This window comes from Acidovorax sp. sic0104, assembly GCF_019219095.1.
Classification (GTDB): domain Bacteria; phylum Pseudomonadota; class Gammaproteobacteria; order Burkholderiales; family Burkholderiaceae_C; genus Acidovorax.
Genome location: NZ_JAHUWH010000001.1, coordinates 16,206 through 36,941, shown reverse-complemented (window position 1 = coordinate 36,941; position 20,736 = coordinate 16,206). Strand labels below are relative to the sequence as shown.

Sequence of the window (20,736 nt, the reverse complement as noted above, 5' to 3'; positions counted from 1 at the left end):
TCGCTTGTTTCAACAAGGGCCTTGTTCATGCCTGAACGCACACTCCGCCATATTCCGTCCATCCTGCACCTGTCGCGCCGCACCGCCACCTTGAGCGTGCTGGCGCTGGCCGCATCGCTGTCCGCATGCGGCGGCGGCGATGGGGGCGGCAACAACAGCAACGCCGGCGCCACCGCCACGCTGGCCGTGCTGGAGACGACCGACCTGCACTTCAACGTGCGCAGTTACGACTACTTCAAGCTGGCCGAGGACAAGAGCTACGGCTTCGAGCGCACCGCCACGCTGGTGCGCGCCGCGCGCAAGGAGTTTGCCAACACCCTTCTGGTGGACAACGGCGACACCATCCAGGGCACGGCGGTGGCCGACTACGAGGCCACCATCAGCCCCATCCCCTGCACGCAGCAGCTGTCCATGTACAAGGCCATGGGCGCTTTAGGCTTTGACGCGGGCACGCTGGGCAACCACGAGTTCAACTACGGCCTGCCGTTCCTCAACCAGGTGCTGGGCGGCGGGCTGGAGGTCGATGGCGTGGACGCCACCAGGAAGTGTGCGGGCGCGGGCTTTCCGATGGTGCTGGCCAACGTGATCAGCAACAAGACCCAGAAGCCGCTGGTGCAGCCCTACACCGTGCTCGAACGCACGCTGGTGGCCAAGGGCACGGACGGCAAGGAAGTGAAGCTGCCCATCAAGGTGGGCGTGATCGGCTTCACCACGCCCGGCATCATGAACTGGGACAAGCGCTACCTCGAAGGCAAGGTGACCACGCAAGGCGCGGTGGAAGCCGCGACGAAGTACGTGCCCGAGCTGCGCGCCAAGGGCGCCGACATCGTGATCGCGCTGCTGCACGGCGGCATGGACAGCGCGGCGTATTCGCCCACCATGGAGAACCCCGGCCTGCATCTTTCGAAGGTGGCGGGCATCGATGCGATGGTCATGGGCCACCAGCACGGCGTGTTCCCCGACACGGCCGCCACGCCCGGCTTCAATATGCCGGGCGTGGACCACAAGGCCGGCACCGTGAACGGCGTGCCTGCGGTGATGGCCAGCTCCTGGGGCAAGGCGCTGGGCGTGGTGCAGTTGGCGCTGCAGTGGGACGGCGCCAAGTGGGTGGTCAACAAGTCGGCCAGCAAGTCCGAGCTGCGCAACATCCAGAACAAGAGCGCGTCCGGCGCCACCGTGACGGTGGACGCCGACAGCACCATCGCCCCGCTGGTCGAGGTCCAGCACCAGGCGGCCATCCAGTACGTGAAGACACCCATCGGCCAGACTGATTTCCGCATGAGCACGCTGTTCGCCGACGTGGGCGACCCGGGCGCGATCCAGATCGTGAACCAGGCGCAGCAGGCCTATGTGGCCGCCTACATCAAGGCCAGCCTGCCGCAGCATGCGCAGCTGCCCGTGCTGTCGGTGAGCGCGCCGTTCAAGAGCGGCTTCCAGGGCGGGGCCGACTACACCGACGTGGCCGTGGGACCGCTGGCCATCAACAACGCGGCCGACCTGTACCTCTACCCCAACACGGTGTATGCGGTGAAGGTCAACGGTGGCGACATCAAGAACTGGCTCGAAGCCGCGGCCAAGCGCTTCAACCAGATCGACCCTGCCAAGACTGGCGAGCAACAGCTCATCAGCACCTTCCCGGGCTACAACTTCGACATGTTCACGACGCCCGACGTGCAGTACGAGATCGACGTGACGCAGCCCGTGGGCAGCCGCATCAAGAACCTGACCTACCTGGGCAAGCCCATCGACGTGGCGCAGGAGTTCGTGATCGCCACCAACAACTACCGCGCCACCAGCGGCAAGAGCTTCATCGACAAGCTCGACGGCTCGGGCACGATCTGGGCGTCACCCGATGCCAACCGGGACGTGGTGATCGACTACATCCGCAAGAACCCGGCGGTGACGCGCGCGGCCAACGGTGCGGCCAAGAGCTGGCGCTTTGCCAAGGCCGCGGTGGCGGGGCCTGTGGTGTTCAGCTCTGGCGCCAATGCGCTTGCCGTGGCGCAGGCCGCGGGCCTGGCCAATGTGTCGCTGCTGGCGGCCGATGATGGATCGGGCAAGGGCACGTCGAAGTACGCGGTCGATCTGTCCAAGTGATGGAGTGGGGGCGGGCACGCTCAGAGCGTCCTGTCCGCCGGGGTGGCTCAATCGTCCAGCTGTTCGCGCAGCACCGCGCCCGTCACGGCATCCACCCGCAGTTCCACCGCCAGGTTGGCGGTGTTGGTGGCTTCGGCTTCCCAGTAGCCGTCTTCGTACTCGATGCCACGCACGCGCGTGTAGCCCGCGTTCTGCAGGGTTGCCAGCACCTGGTCGGCGCTGAGCACGGGCTGGCCGTTCACAGTGCCGCCGCTGCGGCCCACCTGGCTGAGCACCTCCAGCGTCACGGGGTGCAGCACGAACTCCACCTTTTCGCGGTTGGTCACGGACTGGCGGGCCTTGGCCTGCCAGAAGCCGTCGTCCAGCTCCACGTCGTACACGAAGCTGTAGCCGGCGGCGCGCACCTGCTGGGCCACGCGCTCCACGCTGGGCAGGGTGGTGCCCACGGCGCCCGCCCGCACGGCGGTGAAGCTGCCGTTGGCATCGTTCACCAGCACGGTGGCGCGCACCCCGTCATTGGAAACGGCCTCGGCCGTCCAGTAGCCGTACTGCTTTTGCAGGTCGTGCGGCGCCACGTAGTGGTTCTGGGCTATCACGTTGACCGCATCCTGCGCGCTCATGGCAAAGGCGATGGACGGCAGGGCAGCGGCAGCGGCAGCGGCCAGGGTCAAGGTCAGAGCGGTCTTTTTCATGGGTGCTTCCTTTCGGTGTGGCAGGGGTTTGAAGAACTGGGAGGCAGTGTGCGCAACTGTTCCTAAACCTTTGGTGAAGCACCCATTCATGCTTTGTTTAATGCCAGCCGCAATAATCGCGCGATGACGGAAATGGCCCCCACGTTCCCCACTTCGTGTGGTCACTGCCCCCCGAGGGGGCCTTCTTCATCTTGGGGCGGCCCGGCGATGAAGAATGGAATTTTGCGGACCTGGGTGCAGGCAGCTGCCTGTGCCACGGTGGCGCTGGCCTGCGCTCAAGCCCCTGCCGCCGAACAGGATGTGGCGCGGCGCGGTGTGCAGAGCGGGCAGCTCAAGCCCCTCAACAGCATCATTGCGGACATGAGCCGCCAGTACGGCGGGCGCGTCATCGACGTGGAGACCAAGCACGGCCGCAAGGGCGAGCTGCGCTACGAAATCAAGATCATCGACGCCCGGGGCATCAAGCACGAGGTGCTGGTGGACGCGGCCACGGGCTCGGTCGTCGCGCAGGAGCGCGACTGGCCCACGCAGCCAGTCGGCCTGGCGCAGATGGCCCGCTACATCAAGCAGCTGGAGCAGCGCTACGGTTCACGCGTGGTGAATGCCGAGTTCGAGCGCGACGCGCAGGGCAAGGCGGTGTATGAGGTCAAGCTCTCGGACCAGCCCGCTGGCGAGATGAAATTGCTGTTGGATGTGAACACCGGCGAGGTGCTGACCCCGCCGCAAACAGCGGGCACGCCGGCTGCGCCCAAGTCGATGGCCGTCATGCTCGAATCCTTGCGGCCACGCTTTTCGGGCCTGGTGCTGGAGGTGGAGCTGGAAACGGACCACCGCCGCCGCCCCTACTACAGCGTGGAGCTGCAGCAATCCAACGGCTTCAAGCTGGAGCTGGAGGTGGACGCGGTGAGCCTGGAAGTCACGCGGCAGAAGGTGGACGACTGATGCGCATCCTGGTGGTGGAAGACGATGTGGCGCTGGCGCAGCAACTGCGCGTGGCGCTGGAGGCCGCGGGCTTTGCGGTGGATGTGGAGCACGACGGCGAGGCTGCGTCCTTTGCCGGCAGTGCCGAGGCCTACAGCGCCGCGGTGCTGGACCTGGGCCTGCCGCTCAAGGACGGGCTGAGCGTGCTGCGCGACTGGCGCGACGCGGGCCGCAGTTGGCCGGTGCTGGTGCTCACGGCCCGCAACCGCTGGAGCGACAAGGTCGCGGGCTTCAACGCCGGGGCCGACGACTACCTGACCAAGCCCTTCCTGATGGACGAGGTCGTGCTGCGCCTGCGGGCCATGCTGCGCCGCACGGCCGGGTCGGCCGCCGCCGTGCTGGCGGCCGGCCCGCTGCAGTACGACGTGGTGCAGGGCCGCTTTTCGCTGCTGGGCCAGAGCCTGCAGCTCACGGCGCAGGAGCACAGGATCCTGGCGTATTTCATGCACCACCCGGGCAAGCTGCTCACGCGTGCCGACATCAGCGAGCACGTGTATGCGCGCGACCTCGACCCGGACTCCAACACGCTGGACGTGCTGATAGGCCGCATCCGCCGAAAGCTCGGCGGCGCGCCGCAGCTGGTGACCGAGCGCGGGCAGGGGTTTCGCCTGGTGGCGTCCGACGTGGAGGGCTGATGCGCATCGAAACCTCCGCTCCGTCTGAGCCGCCCGGGCCGTCCAGGGCCGGCAGCGGCGCCGCTTGGGCGCTGGCGCTGGCCCAATGGCCGATGGCCACGCGCATCGCGCTGCTGGCGCTGGTTCCCATGCTGCTGCTGGTCGGCGCCGGCGGCCTGTGGCTGCGCACGCAGATGCACCAGAGCCTGCTGGCCAGTTTCGAGCAGGTGCTGCGCGACAAGGCCCAGCGCGTGGGCGCGCGGCTGCATCTGGGGCCCCAGGGTGGCTTGCGGGAGTCCACCGGCGGTGCCGATGAATTCAGCGCCATCTACGCCGGGTGGTACTGGCGCGCCCAGGCGGGCAGCGATGTGCTGCGTTCGCGTTCGCTGTGGGACATGGACAACCTGCCGGCCGAGCCTGTGTCCACCACCGGCTCGGCCACGCTGCACAGGGCCACGGGGCCGTTGCAGGAACCCCTGCTGGCGCTGACCCAGCCGGTCGGCCTGGGCCAGCCCCCCGTGCAGGTCACGCTGACGGTCTACGGCCCGGCTGCGCAGTTGCACAGCAGCATGCGGCAGATCGACCGTACGCTCGTGGTGGCCGGGCTGGTGCTGATGCTGCTCACCGGCGGGTTGGCGTGGCTGCAGGTGCGGGTGGGGTTGGCCCCACTGCGCCGGCTGGAGGCGATGCTGGCCGACCTGCGCGCGCCGCAGGGTGCGGGGTCCGACGTGGCACGGTACCTGGCTGCCCCCACGGGGCGCGACCTGCAGCCCCTGCAGAACGAGCTGGCAGGCCTGCTGGCGCACAACGCGCACGTCGTGGCCCGCGCGCGGGCGCATGCGGTGGACCTGAACCACGCGCTCAAGAAGCCCCTGGCCTTGCTGAGCGCTCAGGCCAGTGCGCAGCCGCAGGTGCCCAGCGCCGAGGTGCAGCACCAGGTCGAGGCCATGGCCCAGCTGGTGGACCGCTACCAGGCCCGCACCCTGAGCGACGCATTGCACGCCCACCCCGGCAGCACCGGCCAGGCAGTGGACGTGCGCGACTGCGTGGCCCAGCTGCTGCGCATGATGGAGCGCCTGCACGCCGCGCAGGAGCTGGACTGGGTGCTGGCAGACGCCGCGAACGGCCCGCTGCACTGGCGCGGAGAACGCGCGGATCTGGAAGAGGTGCTGGGCAACGTGCTGGACAACGCGGGCAAGTGGGCTGCTTCGCAGGTGCGGCTGACCGTGTCGGTATCGATGGCGGCCTCTGCGCCGCTGTCAACGCAGGGCGGTGGCGGGTACGCGTGCCTGCACCTGGACATCGAGGACGATGGCCCGGGCATGACGCCCGAGCAACTGCAGGGCGCGGGCGAGCGTGGTGTGCGCTTTGACGAATCCGTGCAGGGCAGCGGGCTGGGCCTGGCGATTGCCAGCCAGATCGTGCAGGCCTATGGAGGGCATTTGCAACTGCGCAAGAGTGAGGCGCTCAAGGGCCTGGGCGTGCGGTTGGAGATGCAGGGTCTGTTGAGCCCTGCGCGCAGCAAGCCGGGCTGAGGCGGTCACGGTGCGGCCCGATGCCCGCGCACCAACCCTTACCGCTTGCGTGGATGCACGGGCTGCAGCAACACCACCAGCGCGCCTGCACCCCCGTCGATCGGCCGCGCCTGCACAAAGGCCAGCACTTCGCTTTTCTGTACCAGCCAGCGCTGCACGCGGCTCTTGAGTACGGGGCTCCTGCCCGGCGATCCCAGGCCCTTGCCGTGCACAACGCGCACGCAGCGCAGGCCTGCCTTGTGGGCCTGGCGGATGAATTCGCCCAGCGCCTCGCGCGCTTCGTCCACGCGCAGGCCGTGCAGGTCCAGCTGCCGCTGAATGCTCCAGTGCCCGGCGCGCAGGCGCTGCGTCACCTCCACGCCCACGCCGGGGCGCCTGAAGCTGAGCTGGTCGTCGGTGTCGAGCAGGGTGCTCACGTCGAAGTCGTCGCTGATCGATTCCATCAGCACCCGCTCCTCGTCCAGCCAGTGCTGCACCGGGAGCGGCGGTGGCTGGTGGCGGCGCAGCCGCGCGAGGTTGGGATTGCGCAGCGGTGTCACCGCGCCCACGCTGCGGCTGAAGAGGTGGCGCTCGGCCTCTTGCCGCGCGGCCGCCTCGCGCCGGGCCTTGTCCTCTGCCTGCGCGCGCTCCTGCGCCTCGCGCAGGCGGCGGGCCACCGTGGCCAGGTCCTGCAATTGCGTGAGGCGTTCGCTGGCCCGTCGTTTTGTGGGCGGTGTACGGCGGTGGGCCGCTGCAGGTGGCGCTGCTTCGCCGGCGGCAGTGCCGTGGGGCCGGGGGGGCTGCAGCGGGCGCTGGGCGGCCTTGGCGGCAGCCCGCTGGCTTGCCAGCGCGGCCCGCCGGGTTGCGCGGGTCGTGGGTGTGGGGGCTGCGGCAGGCCGTTCAGCGGGGTCGATGTCGTCCGGTGGCTGGGGCGCACTGGCGGTCGTGCGTCCGGCCCGTGCCAGTGCAGCCTGCAGTGCCGTGAAGGGCGCAGGCGTGGGCACGGGGGCGGGTGGCGGAGCGCCAGCTTTCACAGCAGCCCGTTCTCCGCCATCGACAGGGCCTGCCCGGGCGCCACGATGACGTGGTCGAGCACCCGCACATCCACCAGTGCCAGCGTGGTTTTCAGCGTCTGGGTCAGCGCCTCGTCGGCGCGGCTGGGCTGCACGCTGCCACTGGGGTGGTTGTGGGCCAGCACCACGGCGGCGGCCTGGTGGTGCAGGGCGCGCAGCACCACTTCGCGTGGGTAGACGCTGGCCTGGGTGAGCGTGCCGCGAAACAGCTCCTCCATGGCCAGCAGGCGGTTTTGCGCGTCGAGGAACAGCACGGCAAACACTTCGTGGCCCTTGGCGGCCAGGTGCAGCTGCACATACTGCTTGACGGCATCGGGCGAGTCGAAGACCTCGCGCTCGCGCAGCTGCTGGGCCAGGGCCCGGCGGGCGAGTTCGAGCACGGCCACCAGCTCGGCGCGCTTGGCGGGGCCCAGGCCCTTGATGCGTTCGAGGTCGGCAGGGCCGGTGTGCAGCAGTCCGGCAATCCCGTCAAAGCCCCCTGCGACCTTGCCGGTGTCGGGGTCGATGGAGGGGGGCTCCAGCAGCTCCTGCGCCATCTGCAGCACGCCCTTGCCCACGATGCCCGTGCGCAGCAGGATGGCCAGCAGTTCGGCATCGGCCAGTGCGGCGGGGCCGCGGGCCAGCAGCTTTTCGCGGGGCTGCGCGTCGGGTGGGAGGTCTTTGAGGGGCATGGCGCAGGGTTTTCGGCACCCGTCAGGGATCAGCGGGCGTAGGGCTTTGCCCGGTTTTCTACAATACGAGTCAGTTTATCGGGACTTTCATGACCTCTATCGATGCCTCCCTTCCCACGGTGCAGCCGGGCTCCTTTCTCACGCTGCACTACCGCCTGGCCGGCCCGGCGGGGGATGTGATCAACACGTTTGCCGACAAACCCGCCACGCTGTCCCTGGGCGCGGGCGAGTTGTCCCCCGCCATGGAGCAGCGCCTGCTGGGCCTGGCCGAAGGCACCCGCGCCACGTTCGAGCTGGCCGCCGGCGAGGCCTTCGGCGAGCGCAACACCGAGATGCAGCAGTGGGTGGCCAAGAAGCTGCTCAACCAGCTGGGCGACCCCGATGAGCGCTACAGCGTGGGCGATGTGGTGCAGTTCCCCACGCCCGACGGGCAAAGCAGCTACGCGGGCGCGGTGCTGCAGGTGCGGGAGGATGGCGCGGTGCTGTTCGACTTCAACCACCCGCTGGCCGGGCAGCCGGTCACGTTCGAAGTGCAAGTGATCGGGATCCTGTGATGTCCGCCCCGCAAGAAATCCTGCTCGCCGAACCGCGCGGCTTTTGCGCCGGCGTGGACCGCGCCATCGAGATCGTGGAGCGCGCGCTGCAGAAGTTCGGTGCGCCCATCTACGTGCGCCACGAGATCGTGCACAACACCTACGTGGTCAACGACCTCAAGGCCAAGGGCGCGATCTTCATCGAGGAGCTGTCCGACGTGCCGCCCGGCTCCACGCTGGTGTTCAGCGCCCATGGCGTGAGCCGCGCGGTGCAACTGGAGGCCGAGGCCCGGGGCTTTTCCATCTTCGACGCGACCTGTCCGCTGGTGACCAAGGTGCACGTCGAAGTCGCCAAGCTCGCCAAGGAGGGCTACGAGTTCATCATGATCGGCCACAAGGGCCACCCCGAGGTGGAGGGCACCATGGGCCAGCTCGACCACGGCATCCATCTGGTGGAAGACGTGGGCGATGTGGCCCACGTGCAGCCGCTGCAGACGGCCAAGCTCGCGGTGGTGACGCAGACGACCCTGTCGGTGGACGACGCGGCCGAGATCACCGCCGCCGTGCGTGCGCGCTTTCCGCAGGTGCGCGAGCCCAAGCAGCAGGACATCTGCTACGCCACGCAGAACCGGCAGGACGCCGTCAAGATCTTGTCGCCGCAGGTGGACCTGGTCATCGTGGTGGGCAGCCCCACCAGCTCCAACAGCAACCGCCTGCGCGAGCTGGCCGACCGGCTGGGCACGCGGGCCTACATGGTCGACAGCGCCGACGAGCTGCGCACGGAATGGTTCGAGGGCGTCACACGCGTCGGCCTGACCGCGGGCGCATCGGCGCCCGAGATTCTGGTGCGCGACGTGATCGACCGCGTCAAGGCGCTGGGTGCGGTGTCGGTGCGCACTATGGACGGCATCGAGGAGACCATCAAATTCCCGCTGCCCAAGGGCCTGCGCATCGATGCGGCCACGGGCCTGGAAATCAGCCAGCGCACGCCGGAGACCGGGCCTGCGGGGCATTGATACGGGTTGGCGCTCAGTCATTCATCAAACACTGCCGTTCGGGCTAAGCCTGTCGAAGCCTTGCGCCCTGCTGGGGCGGGCTCAGAGTGAGCGGTTTTGATTTTTTGAAAGCATGGGGTACGGCTGCGTCCAGCCATAGAAGCACGCAGGTCCTTTTTTCAGGCTTGCTACATAATTGATAGCTATTGGCGCTTTTCCATAAAGCGCTGGCGGCCATTTTGGCTTGTATTTTGGTGCCTTTTGCCCTTACAGCGCCACAGCCGGCCCGCTCCACAGGTCCAGAGGCGGGTCTGCCGCCACCGCGCGCAGAATGTCGGTGCGCGAGATGAAGCCCGACAGCACGCCCGCCTCGTCCGTCACCGGCAGGCCGGGCAGGCCCGTGTCCAGCAGCACGGCCGCCACGCGGCGCAGTTCCGTGTCGGCGGCCACCGTGGGAACCGGGCTCACCATCACATCCGAGACGGGGCGGCGGGCCAGGTCGATGGCCTGCTTCACGGCGCCGGGTTCGGGCAGCAGGTCCAGCGGAGCCATGTCGGCGCGCACCAGCAGGCCGATGACGCGGCCCAGCGCATCCACCACCGGGGCCTGGGCCACCTTGTGCTCGGCCAGGGCCTGCCAGGCATCGTTGACGCGCTGGCCGGGCTGCACGCTCAGGGCGCCGGTGGTCATCACATCGCTCACCTTGCTCAGCGGCTGGCGGGCCTGCTGCGGGCCCTGCTCCGTCTGGGCATAGGCGCTCACTGCGTCCTGCAGGCGCAGGTTCTGGGGCGGCGCGGGCGTGGGGTGCAGGGGCGCGGGGGGCTGGAATGGCTCGGTGGGCACATCCAGTTGGCGCGTGCGCAGCGCCTGGGGCCGCTGCACGCGCCGCACCGCCGAGATCTGCGCCAGGTTTTCCGGACCACCCCGGTACATCTGCCCTGACGGGCCGAAAACAAAGAACATGCTGCCTCCTGGTGGCACCGCCCGAGAGCAAGCAAGGTCCCGGCGGCGGTCCTGGCCATGTTATCGGCACTTGCCATGGCCCACCGCAGGGCCGGGGTGTATCGGTGTGTAGCGCACGGACTTGCCGCACGCTGCCGGGGCGCTGCACAGCCCCTACACTGCCTGCCTTGCCTTTTGTCCCTGGGAGCCCCCGCATGATCGATCGCGCCGCCATTGCCGACGCCCGCCGCCACATCCAAGACCGCCAGCCTGGCTTTCTGCGAACCACGCCACTGATGCGCGTGCCCGGCCGGTCCCTGGGGGTGGACTGCGCGGAGGTCTGGCTCAAGCTGGAGCACCTGCAGGTGGGCGGCAGCTTCAAGGCGCGCGGCATGCTGTACCGGCTGCTGGCCAACCCGGTGCCCGACAGCGGCGTGATCATTGCGTCCGGCGGCAACGCCGGCATCGCCGTGGCGGCCGCCGCCCAGGCGCTGGGCGTGCGCTGCGAGGTCTTCGTGCCCGAGGTATCGCCCGAGGCCAAGCGCGTTCGCCTGCGATCGCTGGGGGCCGAGGTGGTGGTTACCGGCGCTGCCTATTCACAAGCCTTTGAAGCCTGCGTGGAGCGGCAGAAAGCCACCGGCGCGCTGCAGGCACACGCCTATGACCAGCCCGAGGTTGTCGCTGGCGCCGGCACCCTGGCCGCAGAGATCGAGGAGCAGGGCGGCCGCCTGCCCGACACGGTGCTGGTCAGCGTGGGCGGCGGCGGCCTCATCGGCGGCGTGGCCGCCTGGGTGGAAAGCCGCGCCCACGTCGTGGCGCTTGAGCCCGAGCGCGCCCCCACGCTGCATGCCGCCCGCTCCGCTGGCGAGCCGGTGGACGTAGACGTCAGCGGTGTGGCCGCAGATTCCCTGGGCGCACGCCGCATCGGCGCGATCGGCTGGTCCGTCAGCCAGCGCCATGTGCACGACGCCCTGCTGCTGCCGGACGAAGCCATCCGCGCCGCGCAACTGTGGCTGTGGAAGGAATTCAAGCTGGCCGTGGAGCCCGCCGCCGCACTGGGCCTGGCCGCGCTGCAGACCGGCGCGTACAAGCCCCAGCCGCAAGAGACCGTGGCCCTGATTCTTTGCGGCGCCAACTTCGACCCTACCAGCCTCGGCTAAGTCCGAAAGCAGCGCATGCATCTGGCACTGCCTGCGCGAGCGCACCCGTGGAGCTGGCTGTGCCAGGCCAGCGGGTGCGTCCCCCTACGGGGGAAGGCGCGAAGCGACTCAGGGGGATTGGATTGCGGGGGGAACTAAAATCCAGTCATGCTAGATATCCTTCTCCTTCGCAAAGACCTCGACACCGCCATCGCGCGGCTGGAAACCCGCAAAAAGCCCCAGGCCTTCCTGGATGTCTCCGCGTTCCAGGCCCTGGAGTCCGAGCGCAAGACGCTGCAGACCCGCACCGAAGAGTTGCAGGCCCAGCGCACCCAGCTGTCCAAGCAGGTCGGTATGCTGATGAGCCGCGGCGACAAGGATGGTGCCGAAGCCATCAAGGCCCAGGTGGCCGCAGGCAAGGTGGAACTGGAGCAATCCGCCGCCCGCCTGGAACAAGTGCAGGCCGAACTGCTGGCCATGCTGGTCGCAGTGCCCAACCTGCCGCACGAATCCGTGCCCGTGGGCAGCGACGAAGCCGGCAACGTGGAAGTGCGCCGCTGGGGCACGCCCGGCACCTTCGATTTCGAAGTGAAAGACCATGTAGACGTCGGCACGCCGCTGGGGCTGGACTTCGACATGGGCGTCAAGCTCTCGGGCTCGCGCTTCACCGTGATGAAGGGCTCCATCGCCCGCCTGCACCGCGCGCTCGCCCAGTTCATGCTGGACGTACAGACCCAGGAGCACGGCTACACCGAATGCTATGTGCCCTACGCCGTGAATGCCGATTCGCTCAAGGGCACAGGCCAGTTGCCCAAGTTCGAAGGCGATTTGTTCGCGGCCAAGAAGGGCGGCCAGGACGGCGAGCCCGTGCCGGACAACGCGGCGCTGTACCTCATCCCCACCAGTGAAGTGCCGCTGACCAACTTCGTGCGCGACGTGGTGGTGGCCGAGTCCGAGCTGCCCATCAAGCTCACGGCGCACACGCCGTGCTTTCGCTCCGAAGCGGGCAGCTACGGCCGCGACACGCGCGGCATGATCCGCCAGCACCAGTTCGACAAGGTCGAGATGGTGCAGATCGTGCATCCCGACAAGAGCTACGACGCGCTGGAAGAAATGACCCGCCACGCCGAAGCCGTGCTGCAGAAGCTGGGTCTGCCCTACCGCGTGATGAGCCTGTGCACTGGCGACATGGGCTTTGGCGCCGCCAAGACCTATGACCTGGAAGTGTGGTTGCCCGCGCAGAACACCTACCGCGAGATCAGCTCGGTGAGCAACTGCGAAGCCTTCCAGGCCCGCCGCCTGCAGGCCCGCTTCAAGAACGCGCAGGGCAAGAACGAACTGCTGCACACCCTGAACGGCTCGGGCCTGGCCGTGGGCCGTACGCTGGTGGCTGTGTTGGAGAACTATCAGCAGGCAGACGGCAGCGTGACCGTGCCCGAAGTGCTGCGCCCCTACCTGGGCGGAGTGGCGGTCCTCGCGCCGGCCGCTGCCTGACGACCCACGCACCCCATAAAAAAAGCCCGGCCGCATGTGCGACCGGGCTTTTTTCTTGCGGCTGCTGCCGTGAATGCAACAACCGCAGGCCAGGCGTGGCCGGACTACTTGGTCAACGCGAAGCTGCCCTTCATCAGTCCGATATGGCCAGGGAACGAGCAGAAGAAGTTGTAGGCCTCGCCCACCTTGAGCTTGGTGGCATCGAAGCTGATGGTGTCGCTTTCGCCGCCCCCGATCAGCTTGGTGGCGGCCAGCACGCGCGCGTCGCCGGGCTTGATGTAGCCCTTGTCAGCGCCAGCCGGAATGCCGTCGTTGGCCACGCCCTGAACGTCTGCGGCCTTGGCCAGCACCCAGTTGTGGCCCATCGAGGCCTTTGGCAACTTGCCCGTGTGCACCAGCTTGAGCGTGACTTTCTTGCAGCTGGCGGGAACGCTCAGGCTGTCCTTGCTGAATTTCATGGCGTCGGTGCTCTCGATCTCGAGGTCGCACGGCCCCGCGATGGCGGTGCCTGCGGCGAACAGGGAGGCTGCAACGATGATGTGTGCGAATCGCATGGTGGATGTCCTTGAAGGGGTGAGGAATACGCAAAAAGGAGCCGCAATCTTTCGGGCTCGCAGGCTTTGCCGGCTGACATGGATGCTGCCACCAGGCCCTTTGGCAACCCATGACCTGCATCAAGAGCTGGGCGAATGCGGCGGGATTCCCGATAAATCTCCGTGCCCTTCGGGCGGCGGCCCCGGGAGGGCTCGCGTAGATGGTGCATCTGAAACTCCTGCTATAATCGCAGGCTTCGACACACAGGAGAGGTGGCAGAGTGGTCGAATGTACCTGACTCGAAATCAGGCGTAGTGGCAACACTACCGTGGGTTCGAATCCCACCCTCTCCGCCAATACATGACCCCAAGTGATTGATTCACTTGGGGTTTTTTGTTTCACGTTGCAATGGGTATGCCATTGGGTGTGCCATGGGATAGTGGCTGCTGTCAGGCGCTTCTGAACTACATTGGACTTCAACGATCGATGGCCTGATTTTGAAGTCGGCTGTAGCTGTTGCCAGATCAAGCGTATGGGCGAAGAATGTCGAAGAAGCTCGACTACTGAAGTGGTCCTGGAGCCACATCGGTCTGATGCCCGCAACCTGCCTAGAACATGCTCCAATCCTGCGATGCCGGCTGGGCAGCGGGTGCCGTCGTTCGCATTGCTGAACTCGACGCCCAAAAGGGGTCGCCCACCGCTGAAGCTCTGTCGAAGCTTCAGTATTCGCGGGATCGCTACGACCTGCTCACATCGATCGTAGCTGGCTGTTTCCCGGAAAGTCGTTCAGAGCGGCGTCCAGCAGCGCGCCCATCGTGATATTGCCCCCGCCGCCGTTGTGGATCAGGCGGAGCGCCGCGTGCCAGGCGGCCTGCCCATTGCCCGCCGGCGAAAGCGCCGATGGGTCTCCGCCGGCACGAGACCAGATCTCGTTGTGCCCTGGCCCGCTGGGATAGAGCTGAGCCATGACAGGTGCGACCTTGCGCCAGTCGATCGTGAGTGAACTTGGAGCCACGGTCTCCAATGCAGGTGCAGCCGGGGCCGGTGCTGGTGCCTGTACTGCGGCCGCATCCTCCCCCTTGAACCAGCCGCCCTTGCGCAGGGCGAGTGGGAAATTGTTCTCCGTGCGGGCCCGCAGAACAGGATGTTGAATCTTCTCGCCGACGGGATTCGCTGGGACCTGCTCAGAAAGAAACGTGAAGAGATCCAGCACACGCACCGTCCCGTCGTCAGCGCCAGGTGCCTGGCCGCGCAACCCCTCGAGCAGAAAATGCGTGAACAGGCTGTGCCCGCGCCAGGTTGAGGTCATCGACACCTCAGTCTCTCTGCATGAAGCAATGACCACTCGCCCAGCGCCCGAGGAAAGCTTCTCAAGCGCGGCGTCTCGAAGACCCGACAGCATGCCTTTGGATTCCCCTTCAGCCTTCACGTGCGCTGCGGCTTCGGCATGGCAGGCGTCCATGAGCAGAACCACGCGCACTGCGGGAATCGCCTCGAGCAGTTCTGTCAGCTCCTGCGCGAGCAAGCCTGTGCCTTCTGGATCACCTGGCACGTAGTCCGCTGGGTAGAGGTAGCCGGCGTACTCGGGTGCACCAATCCTGCGTCCGCCGTGCCCTGAGAAGAAAACAATGACGGTGTCGTCCGGTTTCGCCATTGCCGCCAACTCGCGCAGTGCGTCGACGATATTGCACTTGGTCGCCTGCTCGTCCAGCAGCAGCCGAACCTGCGAGGACGGGTAACCGCACAGCGCGGGATCGCACAGGAGCTGCGCCACCGCTTCAGCGTCCTTGCGGACTAGGCTGGGCAATTGCAGCGAAGGGCAATATCCCTCGCCGATGCCGATGACCAACGCCCGTCCACCGTCGAAGTTCTTTTTTTTCTGAGTCATGGCCAAAAGCGCTGCCGCTGGAGCTGCCGTAGAGTGTCGTTGTAGGGGTACTGCGCGGCCATTACGTGAAGAACGGCTTCCGCTCCCGGCACCATTCCATTGCGCAAGCCCCGGATGCAGCGATGCCAGCTGGCGCGGCCAGACCCTTCATTGGACAGGTCGCCCGGATCTCCGCCGCTGCGGCTCCATAGCTCGTCGTGCCACGGCCCGCTCGGGTAAAGCGTCACCGCCTCCGTCTCGAACGCGTCCCAGGCCTCGGTTTTGGTGAGCGGCGACGGCAAGCCAAGGTTGAAGCTGACCCACAGTATGTCGATGGGACCGAGCAAGCGATAGCACTCGCGATACAGCGGTTTCAAGTCCGTTCGGACAATGAGCAGATTCTTCGCATCGCGAGCCGCATTGCGCCATTCGTTCGCCTTGATGAGCTCGCCCAAGGCCTTGGCGGCTGCCTCGCTGAGGCGCAGGGCGCTCTGGCTGAGATCCATCAGGAAGTCATAGACCTCCCTGTCACTCTCGAAGCCGAATTCGTTCAGATACAGCAGGAATGCCGCGGGCGCCCGCTGCAGGACGTCGATCAGATAGCCGCGGCGCTTGACGATCGCGACGATCACCTCCGCGAGGCGGGGCTCCACGGAAGCCAGGCCCTGCTCTTCGCGCTCAAATCGATCCAGCCAACCGCGCGCGGTCGCATCGAGGATCTTGGCCGAATGAAGGCTTGGAATGAGATCCCAGGCGCGCTCGCGCTCGCTGACGTCCACGATGTTGGCGAGTGGCGTGGTCGCTACCACGCCCCAAAGCGACTCGACCGCTATCTGCGCGGCGATGGTCTCGCCAAGGCCGGAGTTGCGGTTCGGCAAAGCATCCAAGACGTCAGGCGACAGATCGAATGCCTGTTTGAGCAGCAGGAACCACTCGAAGCGCTTCCAGTCAAAGCGCTTCAGCACGGACGGCGTGCGGACACAGGCCTGGGCAGCCATCTTGGTCACATGCTGAACTTGGATGGCGATCGCGACGTCCACCACCTCCGCATCACAGGCCTTGCTGAGCGCGCCGGTCAACAGCGCCTGCGCTGATGCCTTGCTGGCCGGCGACGCAGCCAGTGCTGCCTCCACAGCTTCGAGGGGGGGGCGAGAACGCGCCAGCAAGACGCCACCTATGTGCCACCATCCCTTGGTAAGCAGCTTAGGCACAAGCGCGTCAGCGACACCGGCTGCAACCGAATCGTCCACAACTTCCAGCACGCGCTTTTCGTGGGCCGGATCGAGCAGCGACAGCAGTCTCGACGATTGGGCAGCCTCGATCTTCAGCAGTTGCCAGACGGTTTCAAAGCCGCGTTTTTGAATCGTCTTGGCCTCGCTCGCTGCACGAAAGCCCGCCTCTACCGCGGCCAACCACATCGGCGTGGGTTTGCCTGAGTTCCAGGCAGCGAGAACTTCCTGCAGGCCGTCCGCATGGACGGTGCTGGCCTTGTCGTTGACCCACAACTGGACGGCGCCGGAAAGCATGGACGCCTCTGCCAGCCCAGAGAAATCCAGGTTGCGCACCGCCTTCACGTTGTCTACGGTCCAATCCGCCGCCGAAGCCAGAACCCGCTTCGTGGCCGCAAGCTTCACGGCTTCGGCCGCCGCCGATTTGTCACTCGCATCGATCAGCATGCGCAGCAGCTGGATGTCATCGTCCGGGGTGTCCGGCCGGCGCCAAAGCTCGAGCGCCTGCACGGCAACAGCAACGGCGACCGGCGAGTCCAGGCGAAGACCGGCCTGCTTTGCAAAGTCGCGGACGGACGTCTCGCCAGGCGAATCCAGAATCGTCGCGGCATGGGCTCCCGCCTCGACCGACACCTGCAGATCGATCAACTGCACAGGCAGCCAGCGAGAAATCAGCGCTTCGGGCGTGCAGACCACGGCAAGTTCATGGACGTCGTCGGGGCCGAAGCTGAGGCCGAACGTCAGCTTGCTTCTGTACTCTGGGGGTGCTCTGCGCCAGAGCTCGAACATGATCTCCTCGAGGCCCTGGCTCTGACGGACCACGATAGGTCTCGGCCCGGTTCCGCTGAGCGCCGTGGCGATCGCGACCGCGCCCTGCGACGGCTCAGCGGCGTTCTCCACATCCAACAAAGCACCTAGCTCGATGGGCTCGAGCCCGTCACCCTCGGACCATGACGACTCGAGGATTGCCGCGATCGGGCGTAAGTCGCCAAGCGACACGACATCGGCAAGCGGAATGAAGGCAGCCCTCGACAGCACCATGCCGCCACGACTGGCAGCGACGTCACGGCGCGTGTGGACCAACATCAGCCAGACGCCCTCCTTGATCAACCGGAAATACGGCGCCCACTCAACTCCGGCTGGGCAGGTCTGCGGCAGGTCGGTGCGCCATGAGACGTTCCTGAACTGCGCTGCAAGCCCTGCATCACTCGCAACGAGAAGCGCGTGCCCGGCTGCCGCCCCATATACCGCTTGGTGCAGCCGCATCAATTCCCCGACATGTCGGCCAAGAGCACGATGGGAACCGTCAGATCAGGATTCGGGCGGCCGTCGGCCTCCACGACGAAACCAGAGTTCTCGGGGCCTCGGTCGATGAAAGCCTCGTCCGCTTGCTTCATGTCCAGCTCGCCCCCCAGCGCGGACAGGCCCAGCACAGAGGCGCGCGCACCCCAGGCGCTTCGCACGAACGACGCCAGCAACGGCAGCTGCTCATTGAGCAGATCACTAGGTTTGGTGCCTTCGGGCAGCTTCAACTCGTCCCAGCACGACAGCAGCACCACCAGCGGCGGCACCTGCCCTTGCTCGTGGAGCCCGCGAGCGTGCAGCAGCATTTGGAGGAGTTCCACCAAGCGCGCCTGAATGGAGCGCCTCGGCTTTTTCGCCTCGCCATCGTGCGTACGCACTACATGCGCCAGCGGCTTGCTGAAGATGTCGTCGTCGCCTTTCGCCAGTTTGGAGCGCACGATCAAGACCCACCCGTGAGCGGTCTGCGTCCGGTCCAGCCACTCTTGCTTCATAGCCCGGCTGTCGATAAGCTGCCGGACCTGCTCGCCGGCGTAGTCCGGCCAAGTCAAATCCATCGCCCGGCCTGCCGCATCGACGACCGGCAAGATCACGTCCTGATAGACGCCCGATGGCGTGTGCTCTGCCAGCAAGCCCGCACTGAGGCGCCGGCGCACCTCGTCGAAAGCGGAGACGTCCGCCGCAGCCACTCGCAGCTTGATCTCACACTTTTCAGCTTCGATGCGCTCGAGCAATTGCGCGCCGTAGTGGCTTTTGCCGTTATCGGATTCGCCGAACAGCGCTATGCGAACGTTGACATCGGAGCCGCTCATGCAAACACTCCAAATGTCTGAAAAAGGGCTCGACTCGCGTCTTCGCGCTCCTCGCGTGCGACCAGCGCGGGCTTGGCCGACAGGATCCACGCCAGCAGCTCGACAATCCCCCGGCCGCGGTTCCGCGATTCTTCACCGGGTGCCGGGAGCATGCTGACGCGAAACTCCTGGTATCGGTCGAGGCTGCGCTGGGCAGCCTCGTTGATTCGCGTTTCCATTTCAGGCGACACGGTCACGTCGCATTTCGTCCACACGAGCGCGACCGGTCGACCCGCTGCTTCTGTGCCGATGCGACGAAGGAGGTTGACCAAGGCAACACGGGCCTGCCCTCGTTCAGACCCCGCCAGAGCCTGAGAGTCTGCGATCACAAGGAAGACATCCGTACGCTCGGAAAGCCAACGCGCACCCTCGCCCTGTGGGCTGGCTTGGTTGGAGGCCCAGTAGCTGAACCATTCACCGGGAGCATCGGCTGCCACCAGCTCGCACCGCCCCTGCCGCGTATCCAGAGCAAGGTGGAGCATCCCGGGGTAACGGCCGCCACCCGTAGCGGTATGGGGCGGGAACGTGGGGCCACTGGTCGAAGTCCAGCGCAAGCTCCCGGCGATGTTCTCCCAGCCTTCCAGGGTCACAGAGCCTGCGAACTCGACGCCATCGGGCCGGATGCCCCGGGCGATCAGCAGGTAGAACGCCGCGAGTAGCGAGGTCTTGCCAGCGTCCGACGCACCAGCGAGCGTCAGCAACTTCAACTTGGAAGCACCAGCCACGTAGGGCAGATCGGCTGGCCCCATGGCGTTGCCGGTCCACGGAAAGCGAAGCTGATGTCCGGCGCCTTCGCCATCTTCCGCCGGAGCCTCAGCATCAGCGGCCGCCGCCCCGTTCGCGAAGTGAGGGCAATCCTCGGGCTCCTCGCCGCGCACGCACGTCATGGTGGGTGCGTAGCAACCGTGGTGCGAGCAACTGCTACTCATCGGCCGTGTCCTCAGCCTCTGTAGCTCTCTGGACCTCTTGCACGGCCCGCACGGCCATCACTTCACGTAGCAGCCAGACGGCCCAGCCCTGATAGGTCAGCGTCGGCGCACAGATCGGGGCAGCACCATCCTTCTGGAGAACGCCCGTCATCACCAACCCTGCAGGACTCTGGAACGCCAGACAGTCATCCAGCGCAGTTCGCGCCGACGCGTCGGTCGCCTGGATCGCACCAAGGCCCTGCGCATCGTTGCCCAGCCCGAGGGCCAAGATCGCTTCCGACAGGAATGAGTCAACGGCGCGCTCATAGGCATCGGGCAGGTGACTGGCCAGATCGGCAACCGCGTGGATCACAGCCTCGGCTGCGCCGAGCTCGCGGTAGGACTTGTCAGCCGACGTTGAATACAGCGACTGGCGCCACCACAGCAGCCGCATCGACCTTTGGATCGCCGGATCAATCGTGCCGAGGGCAGCGATCCTGTTCGCGACGCCTTGTTGATTCTTCTCGTCGAATCTGGCCGCTTCAGCTATGGCGATGTCGACGTTGTCAGCGATGATGGGCATAAGCCGATCAGAAAAATCGTAGCTCCATGGATTTCCAGCGTTGGGCCACTGCGGGTTTGGGTTGTCGCCAGCCGTACCAGCACGGTTGTGCGGGCCCACTGCCCCTTCGATTTGCTTTAGCAGCTTCGCTCGATCAATTTTCGTGGCCTTGACGACGTTGGGCAGTTTCGTGCTCACACCTTGCGCAGGCACGGCCAGTGCCTCGCGCTCCTTCGCGAATGCGGCATCGGCGGCATCGACGAGCAGCTTGATGGGCTTGGCATACTTTCCCAGCTCAACGGCTGTCGCAAAGTTCCGCATCAACAGGGCGATAGCCGTACCCAAGGATGGCTGACTCTCGGTAGCCGTCACGAGCGCCTGAAGCGCGACCCCGCGATATAGCGTGTTGGCCTTGCCGTCGCGGAACACGCTTTGGTAGGTGCTCCAGTGGTTCCCAATGGCGCGTGCCGTGTCATCGAACGCGTTGGCCGGGTCCTTGTTGTCATCACGCAGGATGGCCGCCAGCGCTGGGATCGCCATGCTGATGGGCCTGGCACTGAACTCGTCCGCCAGCGCCGCAGAAGCCGCCTGCAGCTTTTCCAGCCGCGAATCTTCACCGTCGAGATCGATCAGGCTCACCTGCATGAACGCCTGAAGAACTGCTGCCGACATTGTCTCTCCTTCCAATCTAGTGGATTACGGCGTCGCCCCGAAGCGCGCCTACCAAGGTCCAGCATC

General features: G+C 66.4%; 18 protein-coding genes and 1 tRNA gene. 9 read left to right on the top strand and 10 right to left on the bottom strand.

Going from position 1 to position 20,736, the window contains the following annotated elements; all coding sequences use genetic code 11:
* Positions 1 to 27 precede the first annotated feature (27 nt).
* Positions 28 to 2,097 (top strand): bifunctional 2',3'-cyclic-nucleotide 2'-phosphodiesterase/3'-nucleotidase, encoded by a 2,070-nt coding sequence (locus KW835_RS00170; protein ID WP_218380277.1) that lies wholly within the window; start codon positions 28 to 30, stop codon positions 2,095 to 2,097.
* Positions 2,098 to 2,144: 47 nt separating this feature from the next.
* On the opposite strand, the gene KW835_RS00165 is transcribed toward KW835_RS00170, so the two are convergent.
* A complete protein-coding gene (locus KW835_RS00165; protein ID WP_218380276.1) occupies positions 2,145 to 2,789 on the bottom strand; it encodes a PepSY domain-containing protein in 645 nt (214 codons plus the stop codon).
* Positions 2,790 to 2,996: 207 nt separating this feature from the next.
* Between KW835_RS00165 and KW835_RS00160 the strand changes: the two genes are divergently transcribed.
* The 3 genes from KW835_RS00160 to KW835_RS00150 are packed head-to-tail and all read left to right on the top strand — an operon-like array spanning position 2,997 to position 5,919.
* A complete protein-coding gene (locus KW835_RS00160; RefSeq protein ID WP_218380275.1) occupies positions 2,997 to 3,731 on the top strand; it encodes a PepSY domain-containing protein in 735 nt (244 codons plus the stop codon).
* Positions 3,731 to 4,405, top strand: coding sequence for a response regulator transcription factor (locus KW835_RS00155; RefSeq protein WP_218380274.1), 675 nt, complete (start codon positions 3,731 to 3,733; stop codon positions 4,403 to 4,405). The genes KW835_RS00160 and KW835_RS00155 overlap by 1 nt, the downstream gene beginning before the upstream one ends.
* Complete coding sequence (locus KW835_RS00150) at positions 4,405 to 5,919, top strand: sensor histidine kinase (RefSeq protein ID WP_255593156.1); 1,515 nt, start codon at positions 4,405 to 4,407, stop codon at positions 5,917 to 5,919. The genes KW835_RS00155 and KW835_RS00150 overlap by 1 nt, the downstream gene beginning before the upstream one ends.
* A 38-nt stretch (positions 5,920 to 5,957) precedes the next feature.
* Here KW835_RS00150 and KW835_RS00145 read toward each other — a convergent pair whose 3' ends face one another.
* On the bottom strand, positions 5,958 to 6,746 hold the full coding sequence (locus KW835_RS00145) for a Smr/MutS family protein (protein ID WP_370633570.1): 789 nt from the start codon (positions 6,744 to 6,746) through the stop codon (positions 5,958 to 5,960).
* A gap of 182 nt (positions 6,747 to 6,928) precedes the next feature.
* Positions 6,929 to 7,642, bottom strand: a complete 714-nt coding sequence (gene radC, locus KW835_RS00140; RefSeq protein WP_218380273.1) for a DNA repair protein RadC — start codon at positions 7,640 to 7,642, stop codon at positions 6,929 to 6,931.
* A gap of 89 nt (positions 7,643 to 7,731) precedes the next feature.
* On the opposite strand from radC, the gene KW835_RS00135 reads away from it, so the two are divergent.
* Together KW835_RS00135 and ispH are read left to right on the top strand one after the other, a co-directional pair.
* Complete coding sequence (locus tag KW835_RS00135; RefSeq protein WP_218380272.1) at positions 7,732 to 8,196, top strand: peptidylprolyl isomerase; 465 nt, start codon at positions 7,732 to 7,734, stop codon at positions 8,194 to 8,196.
* A complete protein-coding gene (ispH, locus tag KW835_RS00130; RefSeq protein ID WP_218380271.1) occupies positions 8,196 to 9,191 on the top strand; it encodes a 4-hydroxy-3-methylbut-2-enyl diphosphate reductase in 996 nt (331 codons plus the stop codon). Before KW835_RS00135 ends, ispH begins: the two co-directional genes overlap by 1 nt.
* Positions 9,192 to 9,437: 246 nt before the next feature.
* Here the strand turns inward: ispH and KW835_RS00125 are convergent, their stop codons facing one another.
* Positions 9,438 to 10,133 carry an HPP family protein gene (locus tag KW835_RS00125; RefSeq protein ID WP_218380270.1) on the bottom strand — a complete coding sequence of 232 codons (696 nt, stop codon included), beginning with the start codon at positions 10,131 to 10,133 and terminating at the stop codon, positions 9,438 to 9,440.
* Between the two features lie 194 nt (positions 10,134 to 10,327).
* Here KW835_RS00125 and KW835_RS00120 point away from each other — a divergent pair, with 194 nt between their 5' ends.
* A complete protein-coding gene (locus tag KW835_RS00120) occupies positions 10,328 to 11,272 on the top strand; it encodes a threonine/serine dehydratase (RefSeq protein WP_218380269.1) in 945 nt (314 codons plus the stop codon).
* Between the two features lie 147 nt (positions 11,273 to 11,419).
* Positions 11,420 to 12,745, top strand: a complete 1,326-nt coding sequence (gene serS / locus KW835_RS00115; protein ID WP_218380268.1) for a serine--tRNA ligase — start codon at positions 11,420 to 11,422, stop codon at positions 12,743 to 12,745.
* Positions 12,746 to 12,849: 104 nt separating this feature from the next.
* Here the strand turns inward: serS and azu are convergent, their stop codons facing one another.
* On the bottom strand, positions 12,850 to 13,299 hold the full coding sequence (azu, locus tag KW835_RS00110; RefSeq protein WP_218380267.1) for an azurin: 450 nt from the start codon (positions 13,297 to 13,299) through the stop codon (positions 12,850 to 12,852).
* Positions 13,300 to 13,545: 246 nt separating this feature from the next.
* On the opposite strand from azu, the gene KW835_RS00105 reads away from it, so the two are divergent.
* Positions 13,546 to 13,635: transfer RNA gene (locus KW835_RS00105), tRNA-Ser, on the top strand.
* Between the two features lie 392 nt (positions 13,636 to 14,027).
* On the opposite strand, the gene KW835_RS00100 is transcribed toward KW835_RS00105, so the two are convergent.
* The 5 genes from KW835_RS00100 to KW835_RS00080 are packed head-to-tail and all read right to left on the bottom strand — an operon-like array spanning position 14,028 to position 20,670.
* Positions 14,028 to 15,167 (bottom strand): caspase family protein, encoded by a 1,140-nt coding sequence (locus KW835_RS00100; RefSeq protein WP_218380266.1) that lies wholly within the window; start codon positions 15,165 to 15,167, stop codon positions 14,028 to 14,030.
* Positions 15,164 to 17,641, bottom strand: a complete 2,478-nt coding sequence (locus KW835_RS00095; protein ID WP_255593155.1) for an effector-associated domain EAD1-containing protein — start codon at positions 17,639 to 17,641, stop codon at positions 15,164 to 15,166. The genes KW835_RS00100 and KW835_RS00095 overlap by 4 nt, the downstream gene beginning before the upstream one ends.
* The gene (locus KW835_RS00090) at positions 17,641 to 18,489 is read right to left on the bottom strand and encodes a hypothetical protein (protein WP_218380264.1); all 849 of its coding nucleotides are present in this window, start codon (positions 18,487 to 18,489) and stop codon (positions 17,641 to 17,643) included. The genes KW835_RS00095 and KW835_RS00090 overlap by 1 nt, the downstream gene beginning before the upstream one ends.
* A complete protein-coding gene (locus KW835_RS00085) occupies positions 18,486 to 19,415 on the bottom strand; it encodes a hypothetical protein (protein WP_218380263.1) in 930 nt (309 codons plus the stop codon). Before KW835_RS00085 ends, KW835_RS00090 begins: the two co-directional genes overlap by 4 nt.
* Positions 19,416 to 19,449: 34 nt before the next feature.
* Positions 19,450 to 20,670 (bottom strand): GTPase-associated system all-helical protein GASH, encoded by a 1,221-nt coding sequence (locus tag KW835_RS00080; protein ID WP_218380262.1) that lies wholly within the window; start codon positions 20,668 to 20,670, stop codon positions 19,450 to 19,452.
* Positions 20,671 to 20,736: the final 66 nt, after the last annotated feature.

What these genes read in the sequence shown, in the direction of transcription:
- KW835_RS00170 (WP_218380277.1), top strand. Translation starts at nt 28, where the DNA reads ATGCCTGAACGCACACTCCGCCATATTCCGTCCATCCTGCACCTGTCG.
- KW835_RS00165 (WP_218380276.1), bottom strand. Translation starts at nt 2,789, where the DNA reads ATGAAAAAGACCGCTCTGACCTTGACCCTGGCCGCTGCCGCTGCCGCT.
- KW835_RS00160 (WP_218380275.1), top strand. Translation starts at nt 2,997, where the DNA reads ATGAAGAATGGAATTTTGCGGACCTGGGTGCAGGCAGCTGCCTGTGCC.
- KW835_RS00155 (WP_218380274.1), top strand. Translation starts at nt 3,731, where the DNA reads ATGCGCATCCTGGTGGTGGAAGACGATGTGGCGCTGGCGCAGCAACTG.
- KW835_RS00150 (WP_255593156.1), top strand. Translation starts at nt 4,405, where the DNA reads ATGCGCATCGAAACCTCCGCTCCGTCTGAGCCGCCCGGGCCGTCCAGG.
- radC (WP_218380273.1), bottom strand. Translation starts at nt 7,642, where the DNA reads ATGCCCCTCAAAGACCTCCCACCCGACGCGCAGCCCCGCGAAAAGCTG.
- KW835_RS00135 (WP_218380272.1), top strand. Translation starts at nt 7,732, where the DNA reads ATGACCTCTATCGATGCCTCCCTTCCCACGGTGCAGCCGGGCTCCTTT.
- ispH (WP_218380271.1), top strand. Translation starts at nt 8,196, where the DNA reads ATGTCCGCCCCGCAAGAAATCCTGCTCGCCGAACCGCGCGGCTTTTGC.
- KW835_RS00125 (WP_218380270.1), bottom strand. Translation starts at nt 10,133, where the DNA reads ATGTTCTTTGTTTTCGGCCCGTCAGGGCAGATGTACCGGGGTGGTCCG.
- KW835_RS00120 (WP_218380269.1), top strand. Translation starts at nt 10,328, where the DNA reads ATGATCGATCGCGCCGCCATTGCCGACGCCCGCCGCCACATCCAAGAC.
- serS (WP_218380268.1), top strand. Translation starts at nt 11,420, where the DNA reads ATGCTAGATATCCTTCTCCTTCGCAAAGACCTCGACACCGCCATCGCG.
- azu (WP_218380267.1), bottom strand. Translation starts at nt 13,299, where the DNA reads ATGCGATTCGCACACATCATCGTTGCAGCCTCCCTGTTCGCCGCAGGC.
- KW835_RS00100 (WP_218380266.1), bottom strand. Translation starts at nt 15,167, where the DNA reads ATGACTCAGAAAAAAAAGAACTTCGACGGTGGACGGGCGTTGGTCATC.
- KW835_RS00095 (WP_255593155.1), bottom strand. Translation starts at nt 17,641, where the DNA reads ATGCGGCTGCACCAAGCGGTATATGGGGCGGCAGCCGGGCACGCGCTT.
- KW835_RS00090 (WP_218380264.1), bottom strand. Translation starts at nt 18,489, where the DNA reads ATGAGCGGCTCCGATGTCAACGTTCGCATAGCGCTGTTCGGCGAATCC.
- KW835_RS00085 (WP_218380263.1), bottom strand. Translation starts at nt 19,415, where the DNA reads ATGACGTGCGTGCGCGGCGAGGAGCCCGAGGATTGCCCTCACTTCGCG.
- KW835_RS00080 (WP_218380262.1), bottom strand. Translation starts at nt 20,670, where the DNA reads ATGTCGGCAGCAGTTCTTCAGGCGTTCATGCAGGTGAGCCTGATCGAT.